Source organism: Psychromonas sp. CD1 (assembly GCF_002239585.1).
Taxonomy (GTDB): domain Bacteria; phylum Pseudomonadota; class Gammaproteobacteria; order Enterobacterales; family Psychromonadaceae; genus Psychromonas.
Window position 1 is genome coordinate 1,093,268 of record NZ_NDFH01000003.1, and the last position, 25,720, is coordinate 1,118,987.

Annotated in this window: 25 protein-coding genes, 1 tRNA gene and 1 pseudogene; 16 read left to right on the top strand and 11 right to left on the bottom strand. The window is 36.9% G+C overall.

Annotated features, from left to right (window positions below; all coding sequences use genetic code 11):
* Positions 1-105: 105 nt before the first annotated feature.
* The 3 genes from B8W84_RS06550 to B8W84_RS06560 form a co-directional block, all read right to left on the bottom strand.
* Positions 106-1,347, bottom strand: a complete 1,242-nt coding sequence (locus tag B8W84_RS06550) for a malic enzyme-like NAD(P)-binding protein (RefSeq protein ID WP_094752465.1) — start codon at positions 1,345-1,347, stop codon at positions 106-108.
* A 308-nt stretch (positions 1,348-1,655) separates the two neighbouring features.
* The gene (gene rpmE, locus B8W84_RS06555; RefSeq protein ID WP_094752466.1) at positions 1,656-1,868 is read right to left on the bottom strand and encodes a 50S ribosomal protein L31; all 213 of its coding nucleotides are present in this window, start codon (positions 1,866-1,868) and stop codon (positions 1,656-1,658) included.
* 156 nt (positions 1,869-2,024) lie between these two features.
* Entirely contained in the window at positions 2,025-3,392 is a 1,368-nt protein-coding gene (locus B8W84_RS06560; RefSeq protein ID WP_094752467.1) for a hypothetical protein, read from the bottom strand.
* A 325-nt stretch (positions 3,393-3,717) separates the two neighbouring features.
* On the opposite strand from B8W84_RS06560, the gene B8W84_RS06565 reads away from it, so the two are divergent.
* From B8W84_RS06565 to B8W84_RS06610, 10 genes are all read left to right on the top strand, one after another.
* Positions 3,718-4,095, top strand: a complete 378-nt coding sequence (locus B8W84_RS06565; RefSeq protein WP_094752468.1) for a helix-turn-helix domain-containing protein — start codon at positions 3,718-3,720, stop codon at positions 4,093-4,095.
* A 553-nt stretch (positions 4,096-4,648) separates the two neighbouring features.
* The gene (locus B8W84_RS06570) at positions 4,649-5,914 is read left to right on the top strand and encodes a NupC/NupG family nucleoside CNT transporter (RefSeq protein ID WP_094752469.1); all 1,266 of its coding nucleotides are present in this window, start codon (positions 4,649-4,651) and stop codon (positions 5,912-5,914) included.
* Between the two features lie 148 nt (positions 5,915-6,062).
* Positions 6,063-6,836: a deoxyribose-phosphate aldolase gene (deoC, locus tag B8W84_RS06575; RefSeq protein WP_094752470.1), complete on the top strand. Its 774-nt coding sequence runs from the start codon at positions 6,063-6,065 to the stop codon at positions 6,834-6,836.
* Positions 6,836-8,083 (top strand): phosphopentomutase, encoded by a 1,248-nt coding sequence (locus tag B8W84_RS06580; protein ID WP_094752471.1) that lies wholly within the window; start codon positions 6,836-6,838, stop codon positions 8,081-8,083. Before deoC ends, B8W84_RS06580 begins: the two co-directional genes overlap by 1 nt.
* A 99-nt stretch (positions 8,084-8,182) precedes the next feature.
* On the top strand, positions 8,183-8,893 hold the full coding sequence (gene deoD / locus B8W84_RS06585) for a purine-nucleoside phosphorylase (protein WP_094752472.1): 711 nt from the start codon (positions 8,183-8,185) through the stop codon (positions 8,891-8,893).
* 62 nt (positions 8,894-8,955) lie between these two features.
* Complete coding sequence (locus tag B8W84_RS06590) at positions 8,956-9,771, top strand: nucleoside-specific channel-forming Tsx family protein (protein ID WP_094752473.1); 816 nt, start codon at positions 8,956-8,958, stop codon at positions 9,769-9,771.
* Positions 9,772-9,952: 181 nt separating this feature from the next.
* Complete coding sequence (gene deoA / locus B8W84_RS06595; protein WP_180706060.1) at positions 9,953-11,287, top strand: thymidine phosphorylase; 1,335 nt, start codon at positions 9,953-9,955, stop codon at positions 11,285-11,287.
* Positions 11,288-11,323: 36 nt separating this feature from the next.
* Positions 11,324-11,947, top strand: a complete 624-nt coding sequence (locus tag B8W84_RS06600) for a hypothetical protein (RefSeq protein ID WP_094752475.1) — start codon at positions 11,324-11,326, stop codon at positions 11,945-11,947.
* Positions 11,948-11,957: 10 nt separating this feature from the next.
* Positions 11,958-12,359 (top strand): cytidine deaminase, encoded by a 402-nt coding sequence (locus B8W84_RS06605; RefSeq protein WP_094752476.1) that lies wholly within the window; start codon positions 11,958-11,960, stop codon positions 12,357-12,359.
* A 143-nt stretch (positions 12,360-12,502) separates the two neighbouring features.
* Positions 12,503-13,924: an alanine/glycine:cation symporter family protein gene (locus B8W84_RS06610; RefSeq protein WP_094752477.1), complete on the top strand. Its 1,422-nt coding sequence runs from the start codon at positions 12,503-12,505 to the stop codon at positions 13,922-13,924.
* 186 nt (positions 13,925-14,110) lie between these two features.
* Here the strand turns inward: B8W84_RS06610 and trmB are convergent, their stop codons facing one another.
* Positions 14,111-14,842 (bottom strand): tRNA (guanosine(46)-N7)-methyltransferase TrmB, encoded by a 732-nt coding sequence (trmB, locus tag B8W84_RS06615; RefSeq protein WP_094752478.1) that lies wholly within the window; start codon positions 14,840-14,842, stop codon positions 14,111-14,113.
* A gap of 126 nt (positions 14,843-14,968) precedes the next feature.
* On the opposite strand from trmB, the gene mutY reads away from it, so the two are divergent.
* From mutY to B8W84_RS06630, 3 genes are all read left to right on the top strand, one after another.
* Complete coding sequence (gene mutY / locus B8W84_RS06620) at positions 14,969-16,039, top strand: A/G-specific adenine glycosylase (protein WP_094752479.1); 1,071 nt, start codon at positions 14,969-14,971, stop codon at positions 16,037-16,039.
* Positions 16,039-16,308 (top strand): oxidative damage protection protein, encoded by a 270-nt coding sequence (locus tag B8W84_RS06625; protein ID WP_094752480.1) that lies wholly within the window; start codon positions 16,039-16,041, stop codon positions 16,306-16,308. Before mutY ends, B8W84_RS06625 begins: the two co-directional genes overlap by 1 nt.
* Positions 16,309-16,446: 138 nt before the next feature.
* Positions 16,447-16,519, top strand: a tRNA-Phe gene (locus B8W84_RS06630).
* 61 nt (positions 16,520-16,580) lie between these two features.
* Here the strand turns inward: B8W84_RS06630 and fbaA are convergent.
* The 6 genes and pseudogenes from fbaA to gloB form a co-directional block, all read right to left on the bottom strand.
* Positions 16,581-17,657, bottom strand: coding sequence for a class II fructose-bisphosphate aldolase (gene fbaA / locus B8W84_RS06635; protein ID WP_094752481.1), 1,077 nt, complete (start codon positions 17,655-17,657; stop codon positions 16,581-16,583).
* A gap of 122 nt (positions 17,658-17,779) precedes the next feature.
* Positions 17,780-18,952: a phosphoglycerate kinase gene (locus B8W84_RS06640; protein ID WP_094752482.1), complete on the bottom strand. Its 1,173-nt coding sequence runs from the start codon at positions 18,950-18,952 to the stop codon at positions 17,780-17,782.
* 397 nt (positions 18,953-19,349) lie between these two features.
* A pseudogene (locus tag B8W84_RS08240) lies at positions 19,350-19,556 on the bottom strand (transposase); the annotation flags it as partial.
* 55 nt (positions 19,557-19,611) lie between these two features.
* Positions 19,612-19,932, bottom strand: a complete 321-nt coding sequence (locus B8W84_RS06650; protein WP_094752484.1) for a hypothetical protein — start codon at positions 19,930-19,932, stop codon at positions 19,612-19,614.
* Positions 19,933-19,949: 17 nt separating this feature from the next.
* Positions 19,950-21,830 (bottom strand): LysM peptidoglycan-binding domain-containing protein, encoded by a 1,881-nt coding sequence (locus B8W84_RS06655; protein WP_257797926.1) that lies wholly within the window; start codon positions 21,828-21,830, stop codon positions 19,950-19,952.
* A 40-nt stretch (positions 21,831-21,870) separates the two neighbouring features.
* Positions 21,871-22,647, bottom strand: a complete 777-nt coding sequence (gene gloB, locus B8W84_RS06660; RefSeq protein ID WP_094752486.1) for a hydroxyacylglutathione hydrolase — start codon at positions 22,645-22,647, stop codon at positions 21,871-21,873.
* Positions 22,648-22,674: 27 nt separating this feature from the next.
* Between gloB and B8W84_RS06665 the strand changes: the two genes are divergently transcribed.
* Positions 22,675-23,400, top strand: coding sequence for a methyltransferase domain-containing protein (locus B8W84_RS06665; RefSeq protein WP_094752487.1), 726 nt, complete (start codon positions 22,675-22,677; stop codon positions 23,398-23,400).
* 11 nt (positions 23,401-23,411) lie between these two features.
* Here the strand turns inward: B8W84_RS06665 and rnhA are convergent, their stop codons facing one another.
* Complete coding sequence (gene rnhA, locus B8W84_RS06670; RefSeq protein WP_219349771.1) at positions 23,412-23,873, bottom strand: ribonuclease HI; 462 nt, start codon at positions 23,871-23,873, stop codon at positions 23,412-23,414.
* A 56-nt stretch (positions 23,874-23,929) separates the two neighbouring features.
* Here rnhA and dnaQ point away from each other — a divergent pair, with 56 nt between their 5' ends.
* Both dnaQ and B8W84_RS06680 read left to right on the top strand, forming a co-directional pair.
* Positions 23,930-24,640 carry a DNA polymerase III subunit epsilon gene (dnaQ, locus tag B8W84_RS06675; RefSeq protein WP_094752489.1) on the top strand — a complete coding sequence of 237 codons (711 nt, stop codon included), beginning with the start codon at positions 23,930-23,932 and terminating at the stop codon, positions 24,638-24,640.
* On the top strand, positions 24,628-25,707 hold the full coding sequence (locus B8W84_RS06680; RefSeq protein ID WP_094752490.1) for a hypothetical protein: 1,080 nt from the start codon (positions 24,628-24,630) through the stop codon (positions 25,705-25,707). Before dnaQ ends, B8W84_RS06680 begins: the two co-directional genes overlap by 13 nt.
* The last annotated feature ends 13 nt before the right edge of the window (positions 25,708-25,720 follow it).

The window sequence follows — 25,720 nt, forward strand, 5'->3', positions numbered from 1 at the left end:
GCCAGTATTGATTTAAAATCTGCCCATAATTACAAATTTCAACGTTACAAATAACAATAAACCCTGTTAATGTCAATTAACAGGGTTTATTGTTATTAACTATTATTACGCCATATAATCGTCAGCGAGCTCCACCTGCGCAACGCCTGTTGCAACCGCCGCACGAGCAACCGCCCCTGCTACTTTTTTCAATAAACGCGGATCCATCGGTTTCGGAATAATATAATCTTTACCAAACTCTAATGCACTCTCACCACTCGCTTTAAGCACTGCCTTCGAGACTGGCAATTTGGCAATTTCACGAATGGCATGAACCGCTGCCACTTTCATTGCCGCATTTATTTCTGTTGCGCGCGCATCTAAAGCGCCACGGAAAATAAAAGGAAAACACAATACGTTATTTACTTGGTTTGGATAATCACTACGCCCTGTGGCCATGATTAAATCATCACGCACTGCATGTGCGACATCTGGTCGGATCTCTGGGTCTGGGTTTGAACATGCAAATATAATTGGATTTTTAGCCATCTGCTTTACATTTTCTGCAGACAATAAGTTTGGTCCCGAGACGCCAACAAAAACATCCGCTCCCTCCATCACATCCGTCAAAGTACGTTTATCCGTTTGTCTTGCGTAACGTTGTTTATATTCATTGATATCATCGCGCTGAGTATGGATAACCCCTTTCCGATCTAGCATATATATATGCTCTCGTGATGCGCCACATTCGACTAATAAATCCATACAAGCAATCGCAGCAGCACCTGCGCCAAGACAAACAATTTTAGCCTGAGCAAGATGCTTACCTTGCACCTCTAATGCATTAAGCATAGCAGCAGACGTTACAATTGCAGTGCCGTGTTGATCATCATGAAATACAGGAATAGAACAACGCGCTTGTAATTGTTTTTCAATCTCAAAACATTCAGGTGCTTTAATGTCTTCTAAATTTATTCCACCAAAGGTGTCGGCAATACTCGCCACTGTATTAACAAATTCATCCAACGTTTTATGTTTCACTTCAATATCGATACTATCAATATTTGCAAAGCGTTTAAACAATAACGCCTTACCTTCCATAACCGGTTTTGACGCAAGTGGGCCTAAATTTCCCAACCCTAAAATAGCAGTGCCATTCGTTATCACCGCAATAAGATTACCTTTAATCGTATATTTATATACATCATCAGCATTCTTAGCAATTTCACGCACAGGCTCTGCAACACCGGGACTATATGCTAGGGAAAGATCATCGGCCGTTTCAGCTGATGTCGTAATTTCTATACTTATTTTACCTGGACGAGGATACGCATGGTAATCAAGCGCTTGTTGACGTAAATCTGACATTTATAAGTTCCATTATAGAGAAATAAAGAATGCAAGAGATGGTAGTCAACTTTTATATAAAGTAACCGTGTTTAACTCACAGTCTTAACCGTGTTTAACTCACAGTCTAACGAATATGTCTTACTTGTTAGTGTTTAGGCTCACAAGTCAACATTATTTACAGTACTGAAATAGCATTTCAAGCTTCTCAAATGATACCGTTTGCAATCAATTTTGTCTGTATTAAAAGATTTTCACATACAAAGTCTGAACATAAAAAAAGGCGCTTCTTATAGCACCTTTTCCAAATCATGTTCGTTACTTAATTCTTATTTAGAAGCAAGTGAACCGAAACGTTTTTTGAATTTATCAATACGGCCACCAGTATCAACAACACGTTGAGTACCTGTGTAGAATGGATGACATTCACCACAAATATCTAATGTAATATCTTTACAAACAGTTGAACCGATTTTTACTACATTGCCACAAGAACAAGTAGCACTAATTTCTTTGTATTCTGGATGAATAGCATTTTTCATAAGGAAAACCTCGTTTGGCCGTGTCGCCATCTTGTTTGAAAGAAGCATTTCAATCAACAAAATACCACACGTATTTATCATAAAATTTCAGGTTGCAAATTATATAGAAGTTATCGTAAAAAAGTAACTTATATCTGTTTTTTTGTTTGTATCACATTATTCGCTCATCACAACTTGTAGCGCTTCATCTAATAATTCCTCAACGCTATAATTCTTAGTTGCTAAACCAAAATTAAACGCGGCACTTCTAGCATCACGTAACTCACAATAATTATATATTACTCGGTGTATTTCAAATACATTATCAATAACGGACATGCTATTTACTTTCTTATTCATTTGAGCATCTAAATAGGCATAATAACGTGTAATACCTTGAGTATTTTGAAGTTCAAAATGAGAGGCTTTGTTAAGTACAGGCGTGATTGCGCAATGTGCTCCTAAAGTATTAGTATACCAAGAATCTTTCCACCAACCTATCGGTTTGCCCGTTAGATTGTAAGGTGTTGCCGTCTTTATAGTTTGACCGACAAAAAAGTAAACTTCGGCCTTACCCTGAATAATGTCTACATCGCATGCCATTAACACACCCGCACGAAGGGTGCTTTCATGTTCGATAATATGCGTATAGGATTCGACATTTTGGGTAAATCCAGAGAGTAATTGAAAATGAATATAAGCCACTTTATCTGGGTAAATTAATCGACATTTCGTGATGGGACGCAAATCCCCCACTATTAGCTGTTCAAAATGATGCCGATGTAAATTTTGTTGATAGCGATCTATTAATACATTTTCTATATTATCTGAATCGATACTTTTAATTGTAGTGTTTTTTGTTTCTTTATATAAAAAACATGCTTCAAAATTATTTTGTGTCATATTATTAGTTTGTAATAAAATATAACCACTTTCCTCCTCGGCGCTAAACAATGTATATACGCCCCGCTGGTGCGCAAATTTAAGGAGACGCCCCTCACTATGTACGACTAACGACTTATTATTTATTTTTGACTGTTCTTGTATACGGCTAAAATTACCGAGAATGATGGCTAATTTATCTAAATAAAAATAATATAAACGTGCTGATAATTGTGTTTCATGCATCACGCTTGTGGTGTTTTTATAATTTAAGACAGATGATAATACACGCTTTAATACGTCTATTTTTTTATAGCTTTTCATAGAAAATACAGTATGACATTGGCTACATTTTTTACGTTGAGTACCCGACGAGGTAAAACCATGTAGTTTTGATGTGACAGGTTTATTTAAAAAATAATAAGGATGACATTTGGGGCACCCTATTAATTTACGACCAAAGTGTAATTGAATTTTTTCTTTTAAAACTTGACTAACCAGATCATTGTTTATCCATGGGGAATAGCTACCGCAAAGTGCACAACCCGTTGAAACATAACCCAACCTCTCACTTTTGTAACTGTATTCAACATTTCCCGTTTTGCCTAAATTTGCACATCCCACTGTTTTACAACAATTGAAATCTTTTCTAAAGTTTATCAAAGTGATTACCTATCGATTGGTTTCAATAACAAGATACTTAGCCTCTATTTAGACAAAGATTATCATCAATTTCACAAGATTCAATAACCCCGCAAAGAACTTAACCCCCTCCCGAAAAAACACCAACATATTATGTAAACAACCCTAAAATATTATTAATATATCACAAACAAATGTGCTAAATCACACTTTCTTATTTATTTCCTTAATAAAATCGATGCGATAAAATGTGTAATATAAATAACCTTGCCTTTTTATAGAATAAAAAAATAATAAAACTCATTAAATCCCCCCCTTAACTAAGGGTATTAAAGAAGCTTAATATATGAAAAACAATTTAAAAGAAATAATTTCCAGCACCACTAATGCGCGGCATAGGATCCGTTTACTGGCAATTTATCATTTTAATAGTGGTAAAAATCGCACGCAAATCGCACAATATTTACAAGTAAGTAGACATAGTGTTAATGGCTGGGTTAAAAAATATTTAGAACAGGGCCTAACGGCATTAGAAGAAAAAAAGCATCCAGGAAGACCCAATAAATTAAATGAAAAACAAAAAGAAGATATGCTTAATTTTATTGCGGCACTGCAACAAAATCACATCAAAAAGAGCATACAAGCCGATGAAATAAGACTCTTTCTGTTAGAAAAATATTCTGTTCTTTATCAAAAAAGTAATATTTATAAATTACTTCAATAAACAATTTATATAAACAAGTGCGATACCCTTTATAAGGTAACTGATTACACTTTTTACTCAAAAAAAACCTAAATTTAACGCTACCGATTGCACTCAGCACCGAATCTCTTTATGATTGCGCTCAAAAGTTAGATCACTTATTTAACGGATTAAACAAAATATAAACAGAGCAACATATTTTGTTAACGCAAGTTTGAATATGTAACTAAATAGTGTTCTATAGCGTTTGATCACACTTTAGAGTTTACTTAATAATTAGAATTCCATGCGCTAAATAGGCAGTAATGATGATTGTTTTTAATATTGATAATCAATTAAAATGTAACTTGTTATTAACATTGAAAAACTTATGCATATCATTTATCGACAGGTTTTGTTAATGACCTTTAATCTTTAAAATGTCATTAACGAAACTACGTTTAAATGTCATCATGCCTATTAAAGAAATATTATAGCGCCAAGAATCTATTTTTATAAATATAAAATTTTACTAACAACTAAGAATAATGATAAAAATTTTTCTTTAATCAAAAACCAAAATGGAGAGTTAAATATGCAAATTGTTATGGGTTTCGTCGGGATCCTATCCTTAATTTTAATTGCAGTGATATTTTCAAGTAACCGAAAAGCAATCAAGTTAAGAACAGTCTTTGGTGCTTTTTCTATCCAAGCAGCCATTGCGGCTTTTGTAATGCTAACAGATTCAGGCGCTAGTGTTTTAAATAACTTTTCGGGTGGTGTTCAAGCGGTTATTGACAGTGCCAATACAGGAATTGGCTTTCTTTTTGGTGGCCTAGTTTCACCAAAAATGTTTGAACTCTTTGGTGGTGGCGGATTTATCTTTGCCTTTAATGTACTGCCTATCATTATCTTTTTCGCCTCGTTAATGTCTGTTCTTTATTATATAGGCGTGATGCAAATTGTCATCAAAGTTTTCGGCGGAGCATTACAAAAAGCATTAGGTACTAGCCGTACTGAGTCTATGTCAGCAGCTGCCAATATATTCGTAGGTCAAACCGAAGCACCTCTTGTTGTCAAACCGTTCTTACGTTCAATGACACGTTCTGAATTATTTGCAGTAATGGCCGGCGGACTATCATCGGTTGCAGGAGCCGTACTTGTAGGTTATGCATCTTTAGGTATTAGTTTAGATTATCTTATTGCAGCATCCTTTATGGCGGCACCTGGTGGTCTATTAATGGCTAAATTACTAGAGCCTGAAACTGAGACTCCTAAAGATAGTATGAGTCAATTAGATGACGAAGATCTTGTTAATGATTCAGAAGAAAAACCTGTTAATGTTATTGATGCAGCCGCGTCAGGTGCAGCAGCTGGTCTACAATTATCTCTAAATGTTGGTGCGATGTTAATTGCTTTTATCGCGTTGATTGCCCTTATTAACACTTTATTAGGCAGTGTTGGTGGTATCTTTGGTGCAGACGAACTAACGTTACAACTTTTACTTGGTTACATATTTGCCCCCGTTGCCTTCTTAATTGGTGTGCCTTGGTCTGAAGCACTACAAGCAGGTAGCTTACTAGGTCAAAAATTAGTCGTTAATGAATTTGTTGCCTATGTCGATTTTGTAACCTTTAAAGAAACACTATCTGCAAGCACACAAGTAATTATTACTGTTGCACTGTGTGGTTTTGCTAACTTATCTTCCATGGCAATTCTTCTTGGTGGCCTTGGTGTTATGGCGCCTTCACGTCGTAAAGAAATAGCTCAAATGGGTCTTAAAGCTGTATTGGCTGGGACTTTATCTAACTTTATGAGTGCAGCTTTAGTTGGTCTGTTCTTCGCAATGAACTTAGCTTAAATTATATTTCTGCACCTATAGCTTCTATAGGTGCTTTTAACCCCCACAACTATTCAGCAGATACCTGTGCATAATCTCCCCCTTAAACACACAGAAATTGCTTAAAATTATAACGACCTGAGTAGCTTAATAACAAAGGATCAACATAATGACAGATTTAAAAATCGCTTCTAAGCAAGGTATCCAATTTATGGATTTAACCACATTAAATGATGATGACACGGATCAAAAAGTGATCAAGCTTTGCCATAAAGCTAAAACGGTGGCAGGTAATACTGCTGCGGTTTGTATCTACCCTCGTTTTATTCCTATTGCTCGTAAAGCATTAAAAGAGCAAGGCACCCCTGACATTAAAATTGCAACTGTTACAAACTTCCCTCACGGTAATGATGATTTAGAGATTGCACTCGCAGAAACGCGCGCTGCAGTGGCTTATGGCGCTGACGAAATAGATGTTGTTTTCCCATACCGCGCATTAATTGCTGGTAATAGCGAAATTGGTAAAACAATGATCCAAGCGTGCAGAAAAATTTGTGGTACAGACGTCACTTTAAAAGTGATCATTGAATCTGGCGAATTAAAAACAGATGCATTAATCCAACAAGCCAGCGAAATTTGTATTAACGCAGGTGCAGATTTTATCAAAACATCAACGGGTAAAGTACCTGTTAATGCAACACTTGAAGCCACTAAAGTGATGATAGAGGCGATTAAAGCTTCTAATAAAAATGTAGGTTTTAAAGCGGCTGGAGGCGTAAAAGACGCTCAAGCCGCGAATGATTATATGCAACTTGCGCGCTCTATCATGGGTGAGGACTGGGTTGATGTTGCACACTTTCGCTTTGGAGCATCAAGCTTGTTAGTGGGTTTATTAAAAGAGCTAAATTTAACTGAACAAAAAATCGAACAAGGATCTTACTAATGAAACGCACCGTTATCTTATTACTCGATTCTTTTGGTATCGGAGCAACCGATGATGCAGATAAATTTGTCGGCTCGCTTGCAGATGGCAGTACATTTAATGATGTAGGTGCAAATACACTTGCACATATCGCAGAACGTTGTGCGAATGGCGATGCGAATAAAGGGCGCAATGGCCCACTGTCTTTACCAAACATGAATAAACTAGGTCTTGGCCAAGCGTGTTTTGAAAGCTCTGGTATTTTCCCCCTCGGACTTGATGCGGATATTATACCAAGCGCCGCTTTTGGACATGCGAAAGAATTATCTACCGCCAAAGATACATCTAGTGGACACTGGGAAATTACAGGTGTACCCGTTTTATTTGATTGGGGCTATTTCACTAAAAAAGAAAATAGCTTTCCGCAATCTTTACTCGATGAATTAGTTAAACGAGCAGATTTACCAGGTTACTTAGGTAATTGTCACTCTTCTGGTACCGTCATTTTAGAAGAACTCGGCGAAGAGCACATGAAAACAGGCAAGCCTATTTTCTATACCTCTGCAGATAGTGTTTTCCAAATTGCCTGCCATGAAGAAAGCTTCGGTTTAGAACGACTTTATAAACTGTGTGCACTCGCCCGTGAATTAGTTGATGAATACAATATTGGTCGAGTTATTGCTCGCCCTTTTAGTGGCACACATAAACACAATTTTGCACGTACGCCTAATCGCCATGATTACTCTGTACTACCACCGAGCCCAACATTACTTGATAAAATGAAAGCAAGTGGTGGCAACGTTATCAGCATTGGAAAAATCTCTGATATTTTTGCGACACAAGGTATTACTAAAGCGGTTAAAGCAAACGGAATTGAAGCTCTGTTTAATGCCAGTTTGGAAGAGCTTAAAAATGCAAAAGATCAAACCATTATATTTACTAACTTTGTCAACTTTGATGCAGACTTTGGCCATCGCCGTGATATTTCAGGCTATGCCGCAGCTTTAGAGTACTTTGACAAACGTTTACCTGAAATCATCGCGATTTTAGGCAAAGATGATTTACTTATTCTAACCGCAGATCATGGTTGCGACCCTACATGGAAAGGCACAGATCATACGCGTGAACATATCCCACTTATATTTGTTGGTGATAGTGTAAAAGCGGGATCGGTGGGGTTACGAAATACTTTTGCCGATATTGGCCAAACTATTGCAGAGCATCATCAACTGCCCGATTTAGAATACGGAAAATCTATTTTCAAATAATAAACGCCGTTATGGCTTTAACACTTAGTTTAGAGCCATACATAAAATCATTAAATATACTTACAATCTTCAAGTGTATTTATAAAGGAGTATGACATTATGGCAACACCACATATTAACGCAGTCGATGGTGCATTCGCTGAAACAGTCTTAATGCCTGGCGACCCACTACGTGCAAAATATATCGCAGAAAATTTTTTAGATGATGCAGTTGAAATAACCAATGTCCGTAATATGCTAGGTTTCACAGGAACTTATAAAGGTATTCGCGTCTCTGTAATGGGAAGTGGCATGGGTATTCCATCTTGCTCTATTTATGCGACAGAATTATTTCGTGAATATGGTGTAAAAAATATTATTCGTGTCGGAAGTTGTGGTGCAATTAGCAATGACGTCAAAGTTCGTGATGTTATTATTGGGATGGGCGCTTCAACTGATTCAAAAGCTAACCGTATTCGCTTTGCAGGCCATGACTTTGCAGCTATCGCAAGCTATGAGTTACTTGAAAAATCAGTGACGGCAGCAAAAGCCCTCAATATAAAAATACGTATTGGTAATATTTTCTCTGCTGATACTTTTTACACTCCAGAGCCTGCTGTTTTTGACACTCTCGAAAAATACAATATTCTAGGCGTCGAAATGGAAGCTGCGGGCTTATACGGCGTAGCGGCAGAAGAAGGTGCCAATGCACTTTGTATTTTAACGGTATCTGATCATATACGCACAGGTGAAAAATTAAGCTCAGATGAACGTCAAACGAGCTTTAATGAAATGTTAATTATTGCACTAGATGTAGCGATAGCGACTTAAGTTTGGAAAACGACCTAAATGTAATTTAGGTCGTTTTTATAACGACTACCAAGGAAGATACAATGAAAAAGTCTCTTGTAGCACTTAGCGTGCTAGCATTAACATCCGCATCAACTTTTGCTGCGGATTACAGCGACGGTGATATTCATAAGAACGATTACAATTGGATGCAATTTAATTACATGTATTCACTGAATGAATTACCACACGCTAAAAATGCAGACAATAAAGCGCATGATTATTTAGAAATGGAATTTGGTGGTCGTTCAGGGATTTTTGATCTGTATGGATATGTTGATATTTTCAACTTAGCCACCAAAGATGATACCGATAAAGATAATGATTCATCAAAAATGTTTATGAAATTTGCGCCTCGCATATCTCTTGATGCCTTAACGGGTAAAGATTTATCTTTTGGTCCTATCCAAGAAGTGTACATTGCAACCCTTTTTAATTGGGGTGGTGGCTCGCGTGGTGATGTCAACAATAGTTTCTGGGGGCTAGGCTCTGATATTATGGTGCCTTGGCTTGGAAAAGTTGGTTTGAATGTTTATGGACTATACGATCTCAATAAAAAAGATTGGAATGGCTATCAAGTATCAACGAACTGGTTTAAACCTTTTTACTTTTTTGAAAATGGCTCTTTTATCTCATACCAAGGTTACATTGATTACCAATTTGGCATGAATGAATACTCAACCAAAAGTGCCGGTGGTGTTATGTTTAATGGTATTTATTGGCATTCTGATCGTTTTGCAGTGGGTTATGGCTTAAAAGCATACAGCAATGTATATGGCATAAGCGACGGTGAAGATTGGGGTGGAAGTGCCGATTCTTCTGGGCTTAGCCACTACGTATCAGTGAGTTACAAGTTCTAAAGTCGATAATATTAAGTAGTCTCGTTTCTCTGGGCTACTTTCATCCAAGTGATACAGTTCACAATTACCAACCTATAAGTCGTCTACTACTTCCCTATGATTTTTAGCAATTCTTATCCCACAAAATTGCACGCTAGACAATATATTTGTCAGTATAAATAAAATACGGAGTTAAATAATGATATTACTACCGCAAGAAATCATTCGCAGTAAACGTGATGGAAAAACCTTAACTAAACAAGAAATAGATTATTTTATTCAAGGTGTGACTAACAACAGCATAACCGAAAGTCAAATTGCAGCCTTTGCAATGGCAGTGTATTTTCAAGATATGAGCATGGACGAACGCGTTCTATTAGTATCTGCCATGCGCGATTCAGGAATGACTATTGATTGGTCCCATTTACATTTAGATGGACCTATTGTCGATAAACATTCCACTGGTGGCGTCGGCGATGTAACCTCATTAATGCTTGGACCTATGATTGCCGCATGTGGGGGTTACGTTCCCATGATATCAGGCCGAGGCTTAGGTCATACCGGTGGCACGCTAGACAAATTAGATGCTATTCCCGGTTACCAAACAACCCCTGAAAGCACCGATCAATTTCTTAAAATTGTACAAGATGTTGGGGTCGCTATTATTGCACCAACAGGTGATTTAGCCCCTGCAGATAAACGTATTTATGCTACACGCGACATAACCGCAACCGTTGAATCAATTCCTTTGATCACAGCATCTATTTTATCTAAAAAACTAGCATCAGGCCTTGAATCACTTGTTATGGATGTCAAAGCGGGTAGTGGTGCTTTTATGCCTACTTTTGAGAAATCAGAAGAATTAGCTAAGAGTATTGTGGCAACTGCTAATGGTGCGGGTTGTAAAACAACCGCATTAATAACAAACATGAACCAAGTACTCGCAAGCTCTGCAGGCAACGCCCTTGAAGTGCGTGAAGCGGTACAATTTTTAACGGGTGAATATGTCAACCCTCGCTTGCATGAAGTTACCATGGCACTTTGTTCTGAAATGCTACAATTAAGTGGGCTGGCACAAGATGCTCAAGATGCAGAGCAAAAACTACAAGCGGTACTCGATAACGGTAAAGCCGCAGAGGTTTTTGGTAAAATGGTCAGCGCTTTAGGTGGACCCACTGATTTCGTTGAAAATTATGACACTTATCTCCAAAAGTCAGCCATTATCCGCCCTGTTTATGCCTTACAAACAGGCTTTGTACAAAGTATGGATACTCGCGCACTAGGTATGGCCATAGTAAATATGGGTGGTGGACGCTTAAAATCATCAGACAGTATCGATTATGCCGTTGGCTTTAATCAATTTGTATCTTTAGGCGATACAATAACAAAAGACAAACCTCTGGCGATGATACACGTTCAAAATGAAGCTCAATTTAGCCATGCAGAGCGTGCGATACAGCAAGCTATCCATTGCGGTGATAAAAAATATGCAGCTGAACCACAAGTCTATTCGCACATTCGCTTAGACGATATATAATATTAGAAGGTTAGCTTCTTCTATACGAGATTTATTATGGGCTTTGATTGGGTTGAATGGTTTGGGTATCTTGCATCACTCGTTGTATTAGTATCACTTACGATGAAATCCATTGTGAAATTAAGGGTGATCAACTTTATTGGTTGTTTACTCTTTGCATGCTTTGCCTATTTTATAAATTCATGGCCGACCATCGTGATGAACTTAAGCATTGCCTCAGTTAACGTTTATTATTTATATAATATCTACCACAGCAAAGAGAATATTAAAATTTTAAATGCCTCCATGGATTCTGAATATTTTCAACATTTCTTAAGTGTGCATAAAAGCGATATTGCATTACAAATAACACAAAAAGCACTTCTCGAAGCAAATACCGCAATGTATCTGCTTCGCGACAATAATATTGCTGGCATTTTAGTCGGCAACATCGATGCAAAAGGTACCTTTACCATTCTTATTGATTACATCACTCATTCACATCGTAGTTTTCAATTACATTTAAATGATGTTAATGAGCTCTCAAAAGTCCTACAAGAAAAAGGATTTAAAGAACTAAAAATCGAAGCTAGAAATCGTAAACATGCATCTCATCTTCAAAAAGTTGGCTTTACAAAACACACAAAAAATCAGTCTACTTTTTATATAAAAACATTATAAGGTAAAAAAAATGAACTACTTTAATGAATTAAAAACACTGCTCGATTGCTCTTCAGCACCCTATTCCGGATTTAACGTAGCCTCTATCGTTGTCACCAAAAATGGGGCTGTTTTCAAAGGGGTAAATGTAGAATCTGCCGCTTATCCAACCACTAACTGCGCAGAGCGTAACGCATTACAAACCGCTATAACTGAAGGTACTAAATCAGGCGAAATACAAGAAGTGCATGTTCTGGCTCGTAATGCAGAAAAAACATTAGTAAAAGCTTACCCTTGTGGATCATGCCGACAAGTTATTGCAGAGTTATCCGCCAATGAGGCCATGGTCTTTTGCTATGTTTCTGCAACAGAATTTACAACGCACAGCATTGCAGAGCTACTTCCAAATGCATTTTTAGGCGCTGAACTATAATTTATTAATTAACGGTAGAAAGACTTAAGCATGATGATTTAAGCCTTTCTACTATTTATTGCCTCATTCTAATCGCTATACCTATAACGACTAGAATTGCTTTTTTGAACTTTGCCTTACGCCAAAATAAAAAAGGACAATCTATGCTAGAAATTTTTAATATCATCAACGGTTTTTTATGGGGAAAGTTACTTGTCTATTTATTGATTGGTACTGGCGTTTACTTCACCATTCGTCTTGGATTTATTCAAATTAGACATTTTTTACACACATTTACCGTTATGCGTAATAGTCGAAAATCAGATAAAGAAGGCATTTCTTCTTTTCAGGCCCTATCAACCAGTCTTGCTGCACGTGTTGGCACCGGTAATTTAGCGGGTGTCGCAATTGCTATTAGCGTTGGGGGCCCTGGTGCTATTTTTTGGATGTGGGTGATTGCACTTCTTGGAATGGCAACAAGCTTTGCTGAAAGTACTTTAGCCCAAGCCTACAAAGTACATGATGATGATGGCAATTTCCGCGGTGGTCCTGCTTATTATATGGAGAGAGGCTTAAATGCTCGCTGGATGGGCAGTTTATTCGCTGTATTATTAATTATTGCTTTTGGCTTGGTTTTTAATGCCGTTCAAGCAAACTCTATTGCAGCCGCGCTGCATGAATCATTCGGCCTCAATAAAATCAATATCGGCATTACACTTTTTGTCGTCTCTGGTGTCATTATCTTCACCGGTATTCGTGGTATTGCCAGAATATCAGAGAAAATAGTTCCCATTATGGCATTAAGCTATTTGTTAATTGCCCTGTGTGTTGTATTGATGAATTTAAATCAAATTCCTGCAATCTTAAGTTTAATTTTTGATTCTGCATTTGGTTGGAAAGAAGCAACGGGAGGAGCATTTGGTGCCATGGTTATGACAGGTGTACAACGAGGTTTATTCTCTAATGAAGCAGGTATGGGCAGTGCAGCAAATGCAGCCGCTACAGCATCTCCTTATCCACCTCATCCGGCATCACAAGGCTATGTACAAATGTTAGGTGTTTTTATTGACACTATCGTTATCTGCACGGCAACAGCGTCGATAATTTTATTATCGGGGGGAGTTGAATCCTTCACTAATATGGGCGGCGTTGAAATAACGCAGCGAGCATTAGCATCTCAAGTTGGTGATTGGGGGGGGCAATTTGTTGCTATCGCATTAATGTTCTTTGCCTTTACATCCATTATTGCAAACTATTCTTATGCAGAAACAAATTTAATGTTCTTACAACATAAACATTCTCATGGCGTCAATACGTTACGAGTCACTGTTTTAGGGATGATAATGTTTGGTGCGACACAAAGTAATGAGGTTATTTGGGCATTAGCCGATGTTTCTATGGGGTTGATGGCGATAGTCAATTTAATTGCTATTTTATTACTTTCAAATGAAGTCGTTAAACTTGCTAAAGATTATAATCAACAATTAAACGCAGGTAAATTACCGACATTTGATAGAACCAAGATCCCTGAACTCGATAGGAAAATTGCACCCGGCATCTGGGAAAAAAATAAGATTAACGTTTAATAAAAAACAATAAAATGCATAGGGGAAATGTGCGATGCATTTTATTGTTTTTGTATTTGTAACTTAGCGCATTAACAAAGAAATTCTGTAAAAAAATACAAAAATATTCATTAATATCAATAGACCAAATGCAAATCAAAACAGCACAGAAACCTTTAAATGTTTTTTAACGGCTCTCAATACATTCTAATCAATACGTTTAAATAACAAGTCCCAAACACCATGACCTAAACGATGGCCTCTGCTTTCAAATTTTGTTAACGGACGCCAATCAGGTCGTTCTATATAATTGCTTTCACTACAATTTTCAAAACCAGAGCTGGCTGACATAACTTCTAGCATATGCTCCGCATACTCTTCCCAATCCGTCGCCATGTGAATTTTACCACCAAGAATCAATTTCGGACGCATATCGTCAATAAAACTAGTTTGCACTAGTCGACGTTTATTATGGCGCGCTTTATGCCAAGGATCAGGAAAATAAAGTTGGAAAGTAGCCATGCTATTTTCAGGGATCATAAATTCGAGCACTTCAACCGCATCATGATTCATCAAACGCAAATTAGTTAGCCCAGCATCAGCTGCATCTGCAAGGCACGCACCTACACCAGGACCATGCACTTCAATACCAATAAAGTCTTTCTCCGGAGCATTAAGAGCCATCTCAATTAAAGATTTACCCATACCAAAACCAATTTCTAAAACAACCGAAGATTTACGACCAAAAACATCATTAAAATCTAATAGTTCCTTTTTGAAATCAAGACCCATTGTTGCCCATAGTGTCTCTATCGCATTTTTTTGACGATGCGTCATTCGCCCTTCTCGTTTCACAAAAGAACGGATTTTACGCATATTTTTTTGCTCATCAACGGGCGTATCATTGACATTTTCCATTTTTTTTTGTTGTTCTTTCATATTTTTCCTACTTAACATTCTGGCTATATTAACGCTATTATATCGTTAACACTTAGTATTTGTAATTCTAATTTTTTATGTTCTTCTGTTATGCTCTTAACTTAAATTTGTAATAACGAGTAGCACTTGCAAGAAAATACTTTTAATCAACGCATCCTTGATTGGCATACACAATATGGACGTAAGCATTTACCTTGGCAAATAGATAAAAACTTATATAAAACATGGGTAAGTGAAATAATGCTACAGCAAACACAAGTTGTAACCGTTATCCCTTATTTTAAAAAGTTTATGCGAATTTTCCCAAATATTAGCTATCTAGCGAATGCCCCTCTCGATGAAGTGTTACATCTTTGGACTGGACTTGGCTACTATGCGCGCGCACGCAATTTACATAAAGCAGCAATTTTCATTAGAGATCATCATCACGGTAATTTTCCACACGAATTTAACGAGGTTATTGCATTATCTGGCATAGGCCGCTCTACCGCAGGAGCGATACTCTCACTCACTTTAGGTCAAAAACATGCCATATTAGATGGTAATGTTAAACGCGTTCTCACGCGCCATCAGAGTATTCAAGGTTGGACAGGAGAGCGAAAAGTAGAAAATCGTTTATGGACTTTAGCTGAAAAATTATTACCACCACAGAAATCGGATGTTTTTAATCAAGCAATGATGGATATGGGTGCAATGGTTTGCACGCGCAGTAAGCCCAAGTGTGATATTTGCCCCATCGCAAGCGATTGTTCCGGTCTACATAGTGGCTCGCCCACTGATTTCCCTACATCAAAAACAAAAAAGAAAATTCCCATACGACAAGCGATTATGCTAATTGTTTGCACATCCGACAATAAAAAAGTACAACTTATACAACGTCCTGACACGGGGATTTGGGGTGGGTTATGGTGTTTCCCTGAGTTTGAAAACATTGATAAATGCTTGGAATTTATTCACAACAAAGGCATAAAGCACTATACAAAACATGAATTTACTATGTTTCGCCATACCTTTAGTCACTTCCATTTTGATATTACTCCTATTTTGATCCGCGTAACACCCGATACTAACTTACAAGTGATGGAAGATCCCGATGGACTTTGGTATAACTTACATCTATCGCAAAAAATCGGGTTGGCATCCGCCACAAAAAAAATATTAACAACGGTTAATATTACTCTCGAAAAGGATAAATAATGACACACACTGTATATTGTAGTTACTTAAAAAAAGAAGCTCCTGGTCTTACTTTTCAATTAATTCCAGGTAAACTTGGTAAGCGTATTTTTGATAATATCAGCCAAGAGGCTTGGACAGAATGGCAGAAAAAACAAACTATGCTGATCAATGAAAAAAAATTAAATTTAATGCAAGCCGAAGATAGAAAAATAATTGAAGAAGCAATGATAGGCTACTTATTTGAAAATAAAAGTGTCGACATTGAAGGTTTTAAAGAAATACCTTAAGTTCATGTTCACAAATAAGCCAGATACTGCTCAATGTATAAGCGAACACATTAAAAAGTAAAGAAAAGTATAAAAACAGGTTGACGATGGACACTAAAATCGATTTAATACGCCTCGTTCCCAGAACAAAGTAACAACGCTTCGTTAGCTCAGTCGGTAGAGCAGAGGATTGAAAATCCTCGTGTCCTTGGTTCAATTCCGAGACGAAGCATGCGAAAAACAAAAAAAGCCTGCTAGTTAGCAGGCTTTCGTTAATTTAAAAAAATATTAAATTATAGTACGTTGATTGCATTAAGATCAGAGAACGCTTTCTCTAAACGAACAACCACCGATTCTTGGCCTGCACGCAACCAAGCTCGTGGATCATAATGTTTTTTGTTTGGAGCATCTTCACCCGTTGGATTGCCGATTTGGCCTTGTAAGAAATCATGGTTTTTAGCTTCGTAACCACGAACACCATCCCAACATGCCCACTGCGTATCAGTATCGATATTCATTTTCACAACACCATAGCCAATAGATTCTTTGATTTCAGATTCTGTTGAGCCTGAGCCACCATGGAAAACGAAGTTTAATGAATTATCCGCAAGATCATGTTTCTTACAAACAAACTCTTGTGAATCACGTAAAATAGTAGGTGTTAATTTAACATTACCAGGCTTGTATACACCGTGTACATTACCGAAAGATGCAGCAATAGTGAAACGTGGGCTGATTTTAGAAAGTTCTATATATGCATAATCTACATCTGAAGGTTGAGTATAAAGTAATGAGTCATCCATATCAGAATTATCAACGCCGTCTTCTTCACCACCAGTACAACCAAGTTCAATTTCAAGCGTCATATCTATTTTAGCCATACGAGCAAGATATTTTGCACAGGTTGCAATGTTTTCTTCTAGCGTTTCTTCACTTAAATCGATCATGTGTGAAGAGAAAAGAGGTTTTCCGGTTGCTTCAAAATGCGCTTCAGAAGCCAATAATAACCCATCAATCCAAGGTAGTAGTTTTTTAGCAGCATGGTCAGTATGTAGAATAACAGGAACGCCATAAGCTTCAGCCATTGCATGTACATGCTTCGCACCCGTCACCGCACCTAGAATTGCAGCTTCGTGACCTTCAAGTTTTAGACCTTTACCCGCATTAAATACAGCTCCACCATTGGAGAACTGAATAATTACAGGAGCTTTCACTTTCGCTGCAGCTTCAAGTACTGCATTAATTGAATCAGAACCAATTACATTGACAGCTGGCAAAGCAAATTTGTGTTCTTTTGCTACTGCAAATACTTTTTGCACATCATCGCCAGTAATAACACCAGGTTTTACAACATCTAAGATCTTAGTCATGAGATATATCCTATCTATTTTAGTTAAATTAAATTTGGTTTAATTTCGCGCGTAGTTTACACAATTACACAACAAAAAAAAAGGTAAAAAAACGAGGCTTAAGCCTCGTCTGAAATAATTTATTAGTCGTTTGCACGTAGTTCTAACATTGCCACTGCAGGTAATTTTTTACCTTCGACAAATTCAAGGAAGGCGCCACCTCCCGTAGAAATGTATGAAACATCCGCTGTAATGCCGAATTTATCAATCGCAGCTAAGGTATCTCCACCTCCTGCAATAGAAAATCCATCTGAATCTGCGATAGCTTGAGCAATACCTCGTGTTCCTTCCTCAAAGTTTTTAAATTCAAATACACCAACGGGACCATTCCAAAGAATCGTTTTTGCACCTTTAATTATATCCGCTAAGACCTTTATAGAATCAGGTCCTAAATCAAAAATCATGTCATCGTCTTCAACGTCTGCAACATTTTTTATTACTGCTTCTGCATTTTCATCGAAGGCTTTAGCACAAGCAACATCTGTTGCTACTGGAATAGAGCATTTTTCCATTAACTCTTTCGCTTTGCTCACTAAATCTGCTTCATATAATGATTTACCGACATTGTGCCCTTGTGCCGCAATGAACGTATTTGCAATACCACCACCAACAACAAGTTGATCTGCAATTTTAGATAATGATTCAAGTACCGTTAATTTAGTCGACACCTTAGAGCCACCTACAATAGCAACAAGAGGACGAGCAGGTTTATCCATCGCTTTGCCTAACGCTTCTAATTCCCTTGCAAGTAGAGGGCCTGCACACGCAACAGGGGCAAATAAACCAATACCGTTTGTTGACGACTGAGCGCGATGCGCTGTGCCAAAAGCATCCATAACATAAACATCACATAATGCAGCAAGTTGCTTTGATAAAGTTTCATCATTTTTCTTTTCGCCTTTATTAAAGCGAACATTCTCAAGGACAGCAACCTCACCTGTTTTTAATTCAACACCATTTAAATAGTCAGTCACTAAACGTACCGGTACATCTAATGCATCATTTAAATAATCAACAACAGGTTGTAAAGAAAAAGCTGCATTTTCTTCAGCCGAGCCACCTTCGGTTGGTCGACCAAGATGTGAAGTGATCATCAGTTTAGCACCTTTCTCTAGAGCTAACTTGATGGTGGGAATAGAAGCCCTAATACGCGCATCTGAAGTGACTTTACCATCTTTTATTGGCACATTTAAATCTTGACGAATAAATACTCGTTTACCCGTTAAATCTAAATCTAGCATTTTTTTTACTAACATGATGTGTCCTCATTTAATTTTAAAATATAGAATTCTGAACTGACTATCTGTTTATAATGTCGTTGAGCAATGTAACATTTCCCATTACATCTGCTCGCGACTCTCATTATAAACGAAAGTTTTTGCTACATCGATCACAATAAGCATAATTTACCTTTTTAATAGGGGTGAGGTATTTGATTTATATCATTTGTATCAGCATTTTCGGAAAAAACATGTCACTTTTATCAATGATTAAAACAAAAACAGACACCATCCCTTTAAATATATATAAAAATAATTATCTACTGAACTGTTTATTTTTAAATAACATCAGTATGAACATCTAAAGATTTTGACTTACTAAAACAATAATAAAAGACAAAAAAAACCATGGAACCCTGCTTATCCAAGATCTTTAAACAAAAAAGCACATCCTACTCGTTAAAGTACCACCAATACGGGGTAATGTCTTATCAAAGAAATCATCAATGCTCTGTCGAAATTCTTTGTCCGTTGCGAAATACTTATTATTTCTGGCGTACTCATTCATCACTTTCCACAACCGTTCAATCGGGTTTAAATTGGGACTGTAAGGTGGTAAATAATGTAGCTGAATAGCGAGCTTTTTTGCTTTTTTATGACGACTTCACTGCGATGATATTCTGCACCATCAAGTATTAAATGGATGGTTTATTTGTTACGTACTGTTCTTTTATTAACTTGGAAAAATCAATAATGGATTCACCGTTTACTGTATCATATTGTTTAGTGATCGTATCTTGTATATGACCTAATATTATTGGTCCTACAATATTCAATCTGGTTCGAATGCCTGTTGTTTTTATTGGTTTATCTACGGCAGTTTGTATCCAATCACAACTCACTTTAGTTGCCTGTATTGGATGCATTGCATCCATAAATAAGATAGGCTCATCGCTTGCTACCGTATTCTTTAGTTCATGATATTCCTTAAAAAAGCATCCTGTTTTTTTGATCATATTTGTGCGGAACACCTTTAAATTCTGCCCTCTAGACTATTCCACCGCTTCAAATCCGCGACTTTAACATCATATTTCTGTGCGATAATACCTAATGAATCACCTAAACGAACATCATAACTCACCGTGTTTTTGCGTGAACGATTCGCTTCATTGATATAAATTTTTAGTGTTTCACCTATTTTAATATATTCATTTCTAGGTAAAGTATTCCAACGTTTTAAATCGGCCACACTCACCTTATGTTTTTGTGCAATAACGCTTAATGAATCACCACGACGAATATTATAACTAAATAAGCGAACAGGGGTGTATTTAGAGTCGCTAATATATACTTTTAATATGTCCCCATGTTTTATATATTTTTTTTCTGACAGACTATTCCAACGTTTTAAATCAGCCACACTCACCTTATATTTTTGTGCGATAACGCCTAATGAATCACCACTACGAATATTATAGTTTACCAATCGAATATCTTTATTTTGCATTACTTTATGCAGTTCTTTCCAAATCGTTAATTTTTGTCCTACACGCAATGTTTTATTAGATCGAATATGATTCCATCTTTTAATATCGTTACTCGTTACTTTGTAATATCGACTAATATCCCAAAGTGTATCGCCTTCAACCACTGTATATGCAATAGCACGTTTTCTCTTACTCTTTTGCCGTAACGCACGTGCAAATTGTTGAGATTTACGGTACATATCCGATTTATCTAATTCACTTACGATCGGAACCAATAAGGTTTGTCCTATTTTAATCAATGAGCCATTAAGATCGTTAATAGTACGCAATACATAAGACGTCGTGCTATAACGCATCGCAATTACGCTCAAACTGTCCCCATTCTCTACTTTATAACGGTTCCAATGAATACGTTTACTTTTATCACTCTGCGCTAATTTAGTCGTAAATGATTTAACGACATGGGTAGGGATAAGTAATTTATGTGGACCATCTGGCGATGTTGCCCAATGATTAAATGCAGGATTAATCAATAGAATTTCAGCGACTGATAATTCTGCGATTTCTGCAGCATAGGTGAGATCAAGCTGCGATTTCGTATCAACATAAGTTAATACTTTTTTATTCGGGATCACCGGAAGCTCTATCCCATACTTTTTATGATTACGCAAAATATCAACGAGCGCTAATAATTTTGGCACATATTCTTGTGTTTCTTTAGGGAGGTTTAAATTCCAAAAATCAATCGGCTTATTATTTCTCTTATTTTTCCTAACTGAGCGTTGAACTCGACCTTCGCCTGAGTTGTAAGCAGCGATAGCATACAACCAATTATTATCGAGATATTTATATAAATACGTCATATAAGTCAAGGCGGCAGCTGTTGAGGCATAAACATCGCGTCGTCCGTCGTACCACCAATCTTGTTTTAAAGAAAAACGTTTTCCCGTTTCAGGCATAAATTGCCATAAACCTGAAGCATTGGCGGGTGAGTAGGCAAAGGGATCAAACGTACTCTCTATAATAGGCATCAAAACAAGCTCAAGGGGAAGATTTGCCTCTTCTATTTGCTCGACTATTAGATATAAAAAGGGCTCTGCACGTTTTGAAATAGATCTCAGATAATTAGGGTTTCTTAAAAAATAATCACGCTCTTTTTTTATTCGAGCATTGTCTGGAATATCGAAAGTAAAACCTTGCGCTATTTTTAACCATAAATTATCTTTTGATGTCCATACCTTTTGTGGGTTTAAATCTTCAACAGATTCATCGGCGAGGTTTGCAAGCCCTTCTTCTAAGTCTATTTCCTCTGTAAATTCAATATTGTTTTTTGTTTTAAATGTTTCATTTCCTGATATCGCACTAAGATCCGTTGTTTGACAAGCTGTTAGAAAAAAGGTAAAAAAGCAAAGAATAAAAAACTTCATAAATACAACCACTTGTAAGATATTAAAAAAAGCACAGAGTTTAACAAATAAAAACATCTTTGTATCTGCGCAATTTTGTAAAACAATGCAAAGCATCATGGATCTCTTCACCCAATTGAGCCTGCAAGGCATTTTGTAAGGAACGTTGTTCACAACGTAAAAAAGGATTTATTATTTTCTCAATACCCAAAGTACTCGGCACGCTAGCTAACCCCTGTTGACGAAGTTTCGCTACTTTTTGCATGTATAAACGCAACGCATTGTTGTTAGGTTCTAAATGCAATGCAAAAATTAAGTTTTGTTGGGTGTATTCATGCGCACAATAAACTTTTATGCCATCGTCTAATTGAGTTATGCGCTGTAAAGATGTGAACATTTGCGCATAGGTTCCCTCCATCACTCGGCCACACCCAGCAGAAAAGAGAGTATCACCACAAAAAAGACTTTCTTGGTTATAATATGCAACGTGATCTAATGTATGCCCAGCAACAAACATCACGTTAAAAATTAATCTATTCTCAAAAAAAGAAAGTATTTGAGCATCAACAACTCGATTTGAGCCTGAAAATAGTTTATCTTTACTATAAATTGGGATCTCTTTTTTAAAATGCGTTAATAATTCTTTTATCCCTGCAACATGATCCTCATGATGATGCGTCACCAGAATGGCATCCACCGTTAGCTTTTCTTTTTCAAGTATACGTAATACTGGTTTTGCATCTCCAGGATCGACTAAAATACAATGCTGGCTTTGACTATCTTTAATAAGCCAAATATAGTTATCTTTAAATGCCTTGATAGTAATAACATTATGCATAATATTCTCTCTTCTTAGAGGTTAAAAATGAAGTTAGCCAAAACATCTCGAAAACTAAAACAACTGGTAGATTGGCAGCAACTTCCTCATGGTGAGGCATTGTTAAAACAAACTCAACAACGTATTGATGCCTATCTACCTCTTTCTTTCGGTTACAATCTGTTAAAACTAGGTAATTTGAGTTGTCAAATCGATACAACTCGTTCCGCTATACCTACTCAAATCAACTGCACGACACAAGGAAAAGGCATCGGTCTTTATGCTGAATTAGATCAGCTCCCATTACAAGACTCTTGTATTGATCTCTGCATTCTTTCTCATGAACTTGATTTTTCAAACGACCCTCATCAATTATTACGTGAAATAGAGCGCGTCTTAACACTAAATGGTGTCCTTATTGTGAGTGGTTATAATCCACTAAGTGTCTTCGGTTTAAAATTGTTATGTACGCCAAAAAAAGCTCAAAGTGCACGTTTATTTGCACCTAGCCGAGTTATTGATTGGTTACATCTTCTTGGTTATGAAATAAAAGAGCAACAACATTTTAATTTTCTTTCATATACAGGAAAACATCCGTTTCCGATGCATATCGAAAAATTTGCTCAACGTTATCTGCCTTTATTTTGTAGTACTTATTTTATTGTAGCCAAAAAAAGTAGCACGCCGATGACCACAATTAAATCCCACTTTAAATTTCGCCGTAAAATAACATTGCGCCAACCTGTTTCTACTCGTAATGTACACTTGAAGTAATAACGTTTATTTTATCCTTTGTAGCCGACATCCTCTTGTTGCGCGTCATTTTCAGCTGCCATTCTCGCTAAGTTATCGCAACACTCATTTTCTGGATGTCCTGAATGACCTTTAACCCAGTGCCAATGCACAATATGTTTTTCTTGCGCTTTATCAAGCTCTTTCCAAAGATCTACGTTTTTAACCGGCGCTTTAGATGCTGTTTTCCAACCTCTCTTCTTCCAATTATGAATCCACAACGTGATGCCTTGACGTACATATTGACTATCGGTTGTCAGGTCAACTTCACATTTTTCAGTTAAAGATTGTAACCCCTTAATACATGCAAGCATCTCCATTCGATTATTCGTGGTACGTAAATACCCTTCTGCAAGCTCTTTACGGTATTGATTAAAGATAAGTACGACACCATACCCACCAGGACCAGGATTACCTAGACAAGATCCATCAGTATAAAGTTCTATTTTTTTCATAATTCACCCATAACTTTGCTAAACTCAATTTTTAGGCACTATAGATAGAGATGATGATGAACACAAGTAAAGTGAATCGACAAGTCGTTTTAGATACAGAAACAACAGGAATGAATAAAGATGGTGCCATTTATCTTGGTCATCGGATCATCGAAATCGGTTGTGTAGAGATCATTAATCGACGCTTAACAGGTCGTCATTATCATGTGTATCTACAGCCAGATAGAGAAGTTGATCCTGAAGCTGTCACCGTGCATGGGATCACCGATGAGTTTTTACAAGACAAGCCTCACTTCTCCGATATTGCAGATGATTTTATAAACTTTATCAAAGGTGCTGACTTAGTTATCCATAACGCCCCCTTCGATGTTGGTTTTATGGATCAAGAATTCCGCTTTTTAAACAAAAAAACACAACCCACAGAACAAATAGCCAGCGTAACTGATACGCTAGTAATGGCAAAAAAAATGTTTCCGGGAAAACGCAATAACTTAGATATACTTTGCGATCGCTACGGCATTAATACCAAACACAGAACATTACATGGTGCATTGTTAGATGCTGAAATATTAGCCGATGTTTATCTTTTAATGTCAGGAGGACAAAGCAAGCTAAATCTCAGCAATGATCTTGATAATATGAATAGTCATACACGCCGACCAAGAGAATCTTCTCAGCCACTGTGCATTATTCATGCAACTGAAGATGAAAATAAAGCACATATCCAACGTTTGCAATTAATAAAGGACAGTTTATGGCTCTCATAAAAAAAACATTTTTATTAATATTAATTTTCTGTGTAACAAACGTGGCGGTTGCCCATCTTGTTTATGCCCCCAATGATATTCCTTTACTCGATAACCGCTTCCGAATTGATCCCTATACCGATAGCATAACGTTTATTTTAAACCACAGCCAAGGCAAACAACGAGTAATTTTGGTTCGCCCAGACGGGAGTAAATTATCTCAAGAAAAACATCCTGAATCTGTTGCTTGGGTCAGTAGTAAAAAACAAGATATAATTACCATTGAAAATCCTATGGCAGGACCTTGGCAAGCGATAGCCAACCTAGATGGACCTGATCGCATTAAACTTATCAGTAAAGTACAACTTAAAATAAAAGACTTTCCTCTAAAGCTATACGCTCAAGAGTACATCCGTACCCGAGCATCATTGTATTATGATAACAAAGTAATGACGGATCCTAGTTATCTCAAAAATGCATCCTTATCGGTCAGTTTAATAGCTCCTAGCATTAAACTGCTTACGCTTTATAAAGATGATGGACAAAGTTATGATGCCCTACCCTTTGACGGAGATTTAACCGCACATATTTTTATCGATCTGCTGCCTGGTCGCTACCTGATCAACTTTGAAACTAAAAACAATGTTTTTCTACGTGTGGTCAATAAAGATGCGATAGTCTTTCCATCACCAATCACCTATAAAATAAAACCACTGAAAAAGAACAGTAATATTGCAGTATTTAACTTTAAAATTAATACTAAAGAAATAGATCCAAATTCGGTAATTATCAATGGAGTGATTACCGATAAATACCATAATAGAGTTGAAAACGTCATTTTACACAGTGTCGATAATACCCTCATTAATTCTGTTTTATCAACACAACAAAATCTAGATTATCAAAAATATAGCTTTTCAGGGAAGGTGTTTGCAACCACTCTAACTGGACGCGAAATTGAATTGCAATTAAAAAACAAACGCTTTGAATTGATCAGAAAAACTGTAAAGGTTGCCACTATAAAACCTAAAATAAGTGAGCCTATAGTCCCTGAAGCAGACAAGCTCAAGAAACAAAAAAGCCTTTAAAATACGTCAAAGG

Coding starts and splice junctions, on each gene's coding strand:
- B8W84_RS06665 (WP_094752487.1), top strand. CDS start 22,675: ATGAAGTTAGCCAAAACATCTCGAAAACTAAAACAACTGGTAGATTGG.
- rpmE (WP_094752466.1), bottom strand. CDS start 1,868: ATGAAAAATGCTATTCATCCAGAATACAAAGAAATTAGTGCTACTTGT.
- B8W84_RS06640 (WP_094752482.1), bottom strand. CDS start 18,952: ATGTTAGTAAAAAAAATGCTAGATTTAGATTTAACGGGTAAACGAGTA.
- B8W84_RS06655 (WP_257797926.1), bottom strand. CDS start 21,830: ATGAAGTTTTTTATTCTTTGCTTTTTTACCTTTTTTCTAACAGCTTGT.
- B8W84_RS06590 (WP_094752473.1), top strand. CDS start 8,956: ATGAAAAAGTCTCTTGTAGCACTTAGCGTGCTAGCATTAACATCCGCA.
- trmB (WP_094752478.1), bottom strand. CDS start 14,842: ATGAAAGAACAACAAAAAAAAATGGAAAATGTCAATGATACGCCCGTT.
- B8W84_RS06610 (WP_094752477.1), top strand. CDS start 12,503: ATGCTAGAAATTTTTAATATCATCAACGGTTTTTTATGGGGAAAGTTA.
- B8W84_RS06550 (WP_094752465.1), bottom strand. CDS start 1,347: ATGTCAGATTTACGTCAACAAGCGCTTGATTACCATGCGTATCCTCGT.
- dnaQ (WP_094752489.1), top strand. CDS start 23,930: ATGAACACAAGTAAAGTGAATCGACAAGTCGTTTTAGATACAGAAACA.
- rnhA (WP_219349771.1), bottom strand. CDS start 23,873: ATGAAAAAAATAGAACTTTATACTGATGGATCTTGTCTAGGTAATCCT.
- deoC (WP_094752470.1), top strand. CDS start 6,063: ATGACAGATTTAAAAATCGCTTCTAAGCAAGGTATCCAATTTATGGAT.
- B8W84_RS06600 (WP_094752475.1), top strand. CDS start 11,324: ATGGGCTTTGATTGGGTTGAATGGTTTGGGTATCTTGCATCACTCGTT.
- B8W84_RS06570 (WP_094752469.1), top strand. CDS start 4,649: ATGCAAATTGTTATGGGTTTCGTCGGGATCCTATCCTTAATTTTAATT.
- deoD (WP_094752472.1), top strand. CDS start 8,183: ATGGCAACACCACATATTAACGCAGTCGATGGTGCATTCGCTGAAACA.
- B8W84_RS06650 (WP_094752484.1), bottom strand. CDS start 19,932: ATGATCAAAAAAACAGGATGCTTTTTTAAGGAATATCATGAACTAAAG.
- gloB (WP_094752486.1), bottom strand. CDS start 22,647: ATGCATAATGTTATTACTATCAAGGCATTTAAAGATAACTATATTTGG.
- fbaA (WP_094752481.1), bottom strand. CDS start 17,657: ATGACTAAGATCTTAGATGTTGTAAAACCTGGTGTTATTACTGGCGAT.
- B8W84_RS06605 (WP_094752476.1), top strand. CDS start 11,958: ATGAACTACTTTAATGAATTAAAAACACTGCTCGATTGCTCTTCAGCA.
- B8W84_RS06680 (WP_094752490.1), top strand. CDS start 24,628: ATGGCTCTCATAAAAAAAACATTTTTATTAATATTAATTTTCTGTGTA.
- B8W84_RS06625 (WP_094752480.1), top strand. CDS start 16,039: ATGACACACACTGTATATTGTAGTTACTTAAAAAAAGAAGCTCCTGGT.
- B8W84_RS06580 (WP_094752471.1), top strand. CDS start 6,836: ATGAAACGCACCGTTATCTTATTACTCGATTCTTTTGGTATCGGAGCA.
- B8W84_RS06565 (WP_094752468.1), top strand. CDS start 3,718: ATGAAAAACAATTTAAAAGAAATAATTTCCAGCACCACTAATGCGCGG.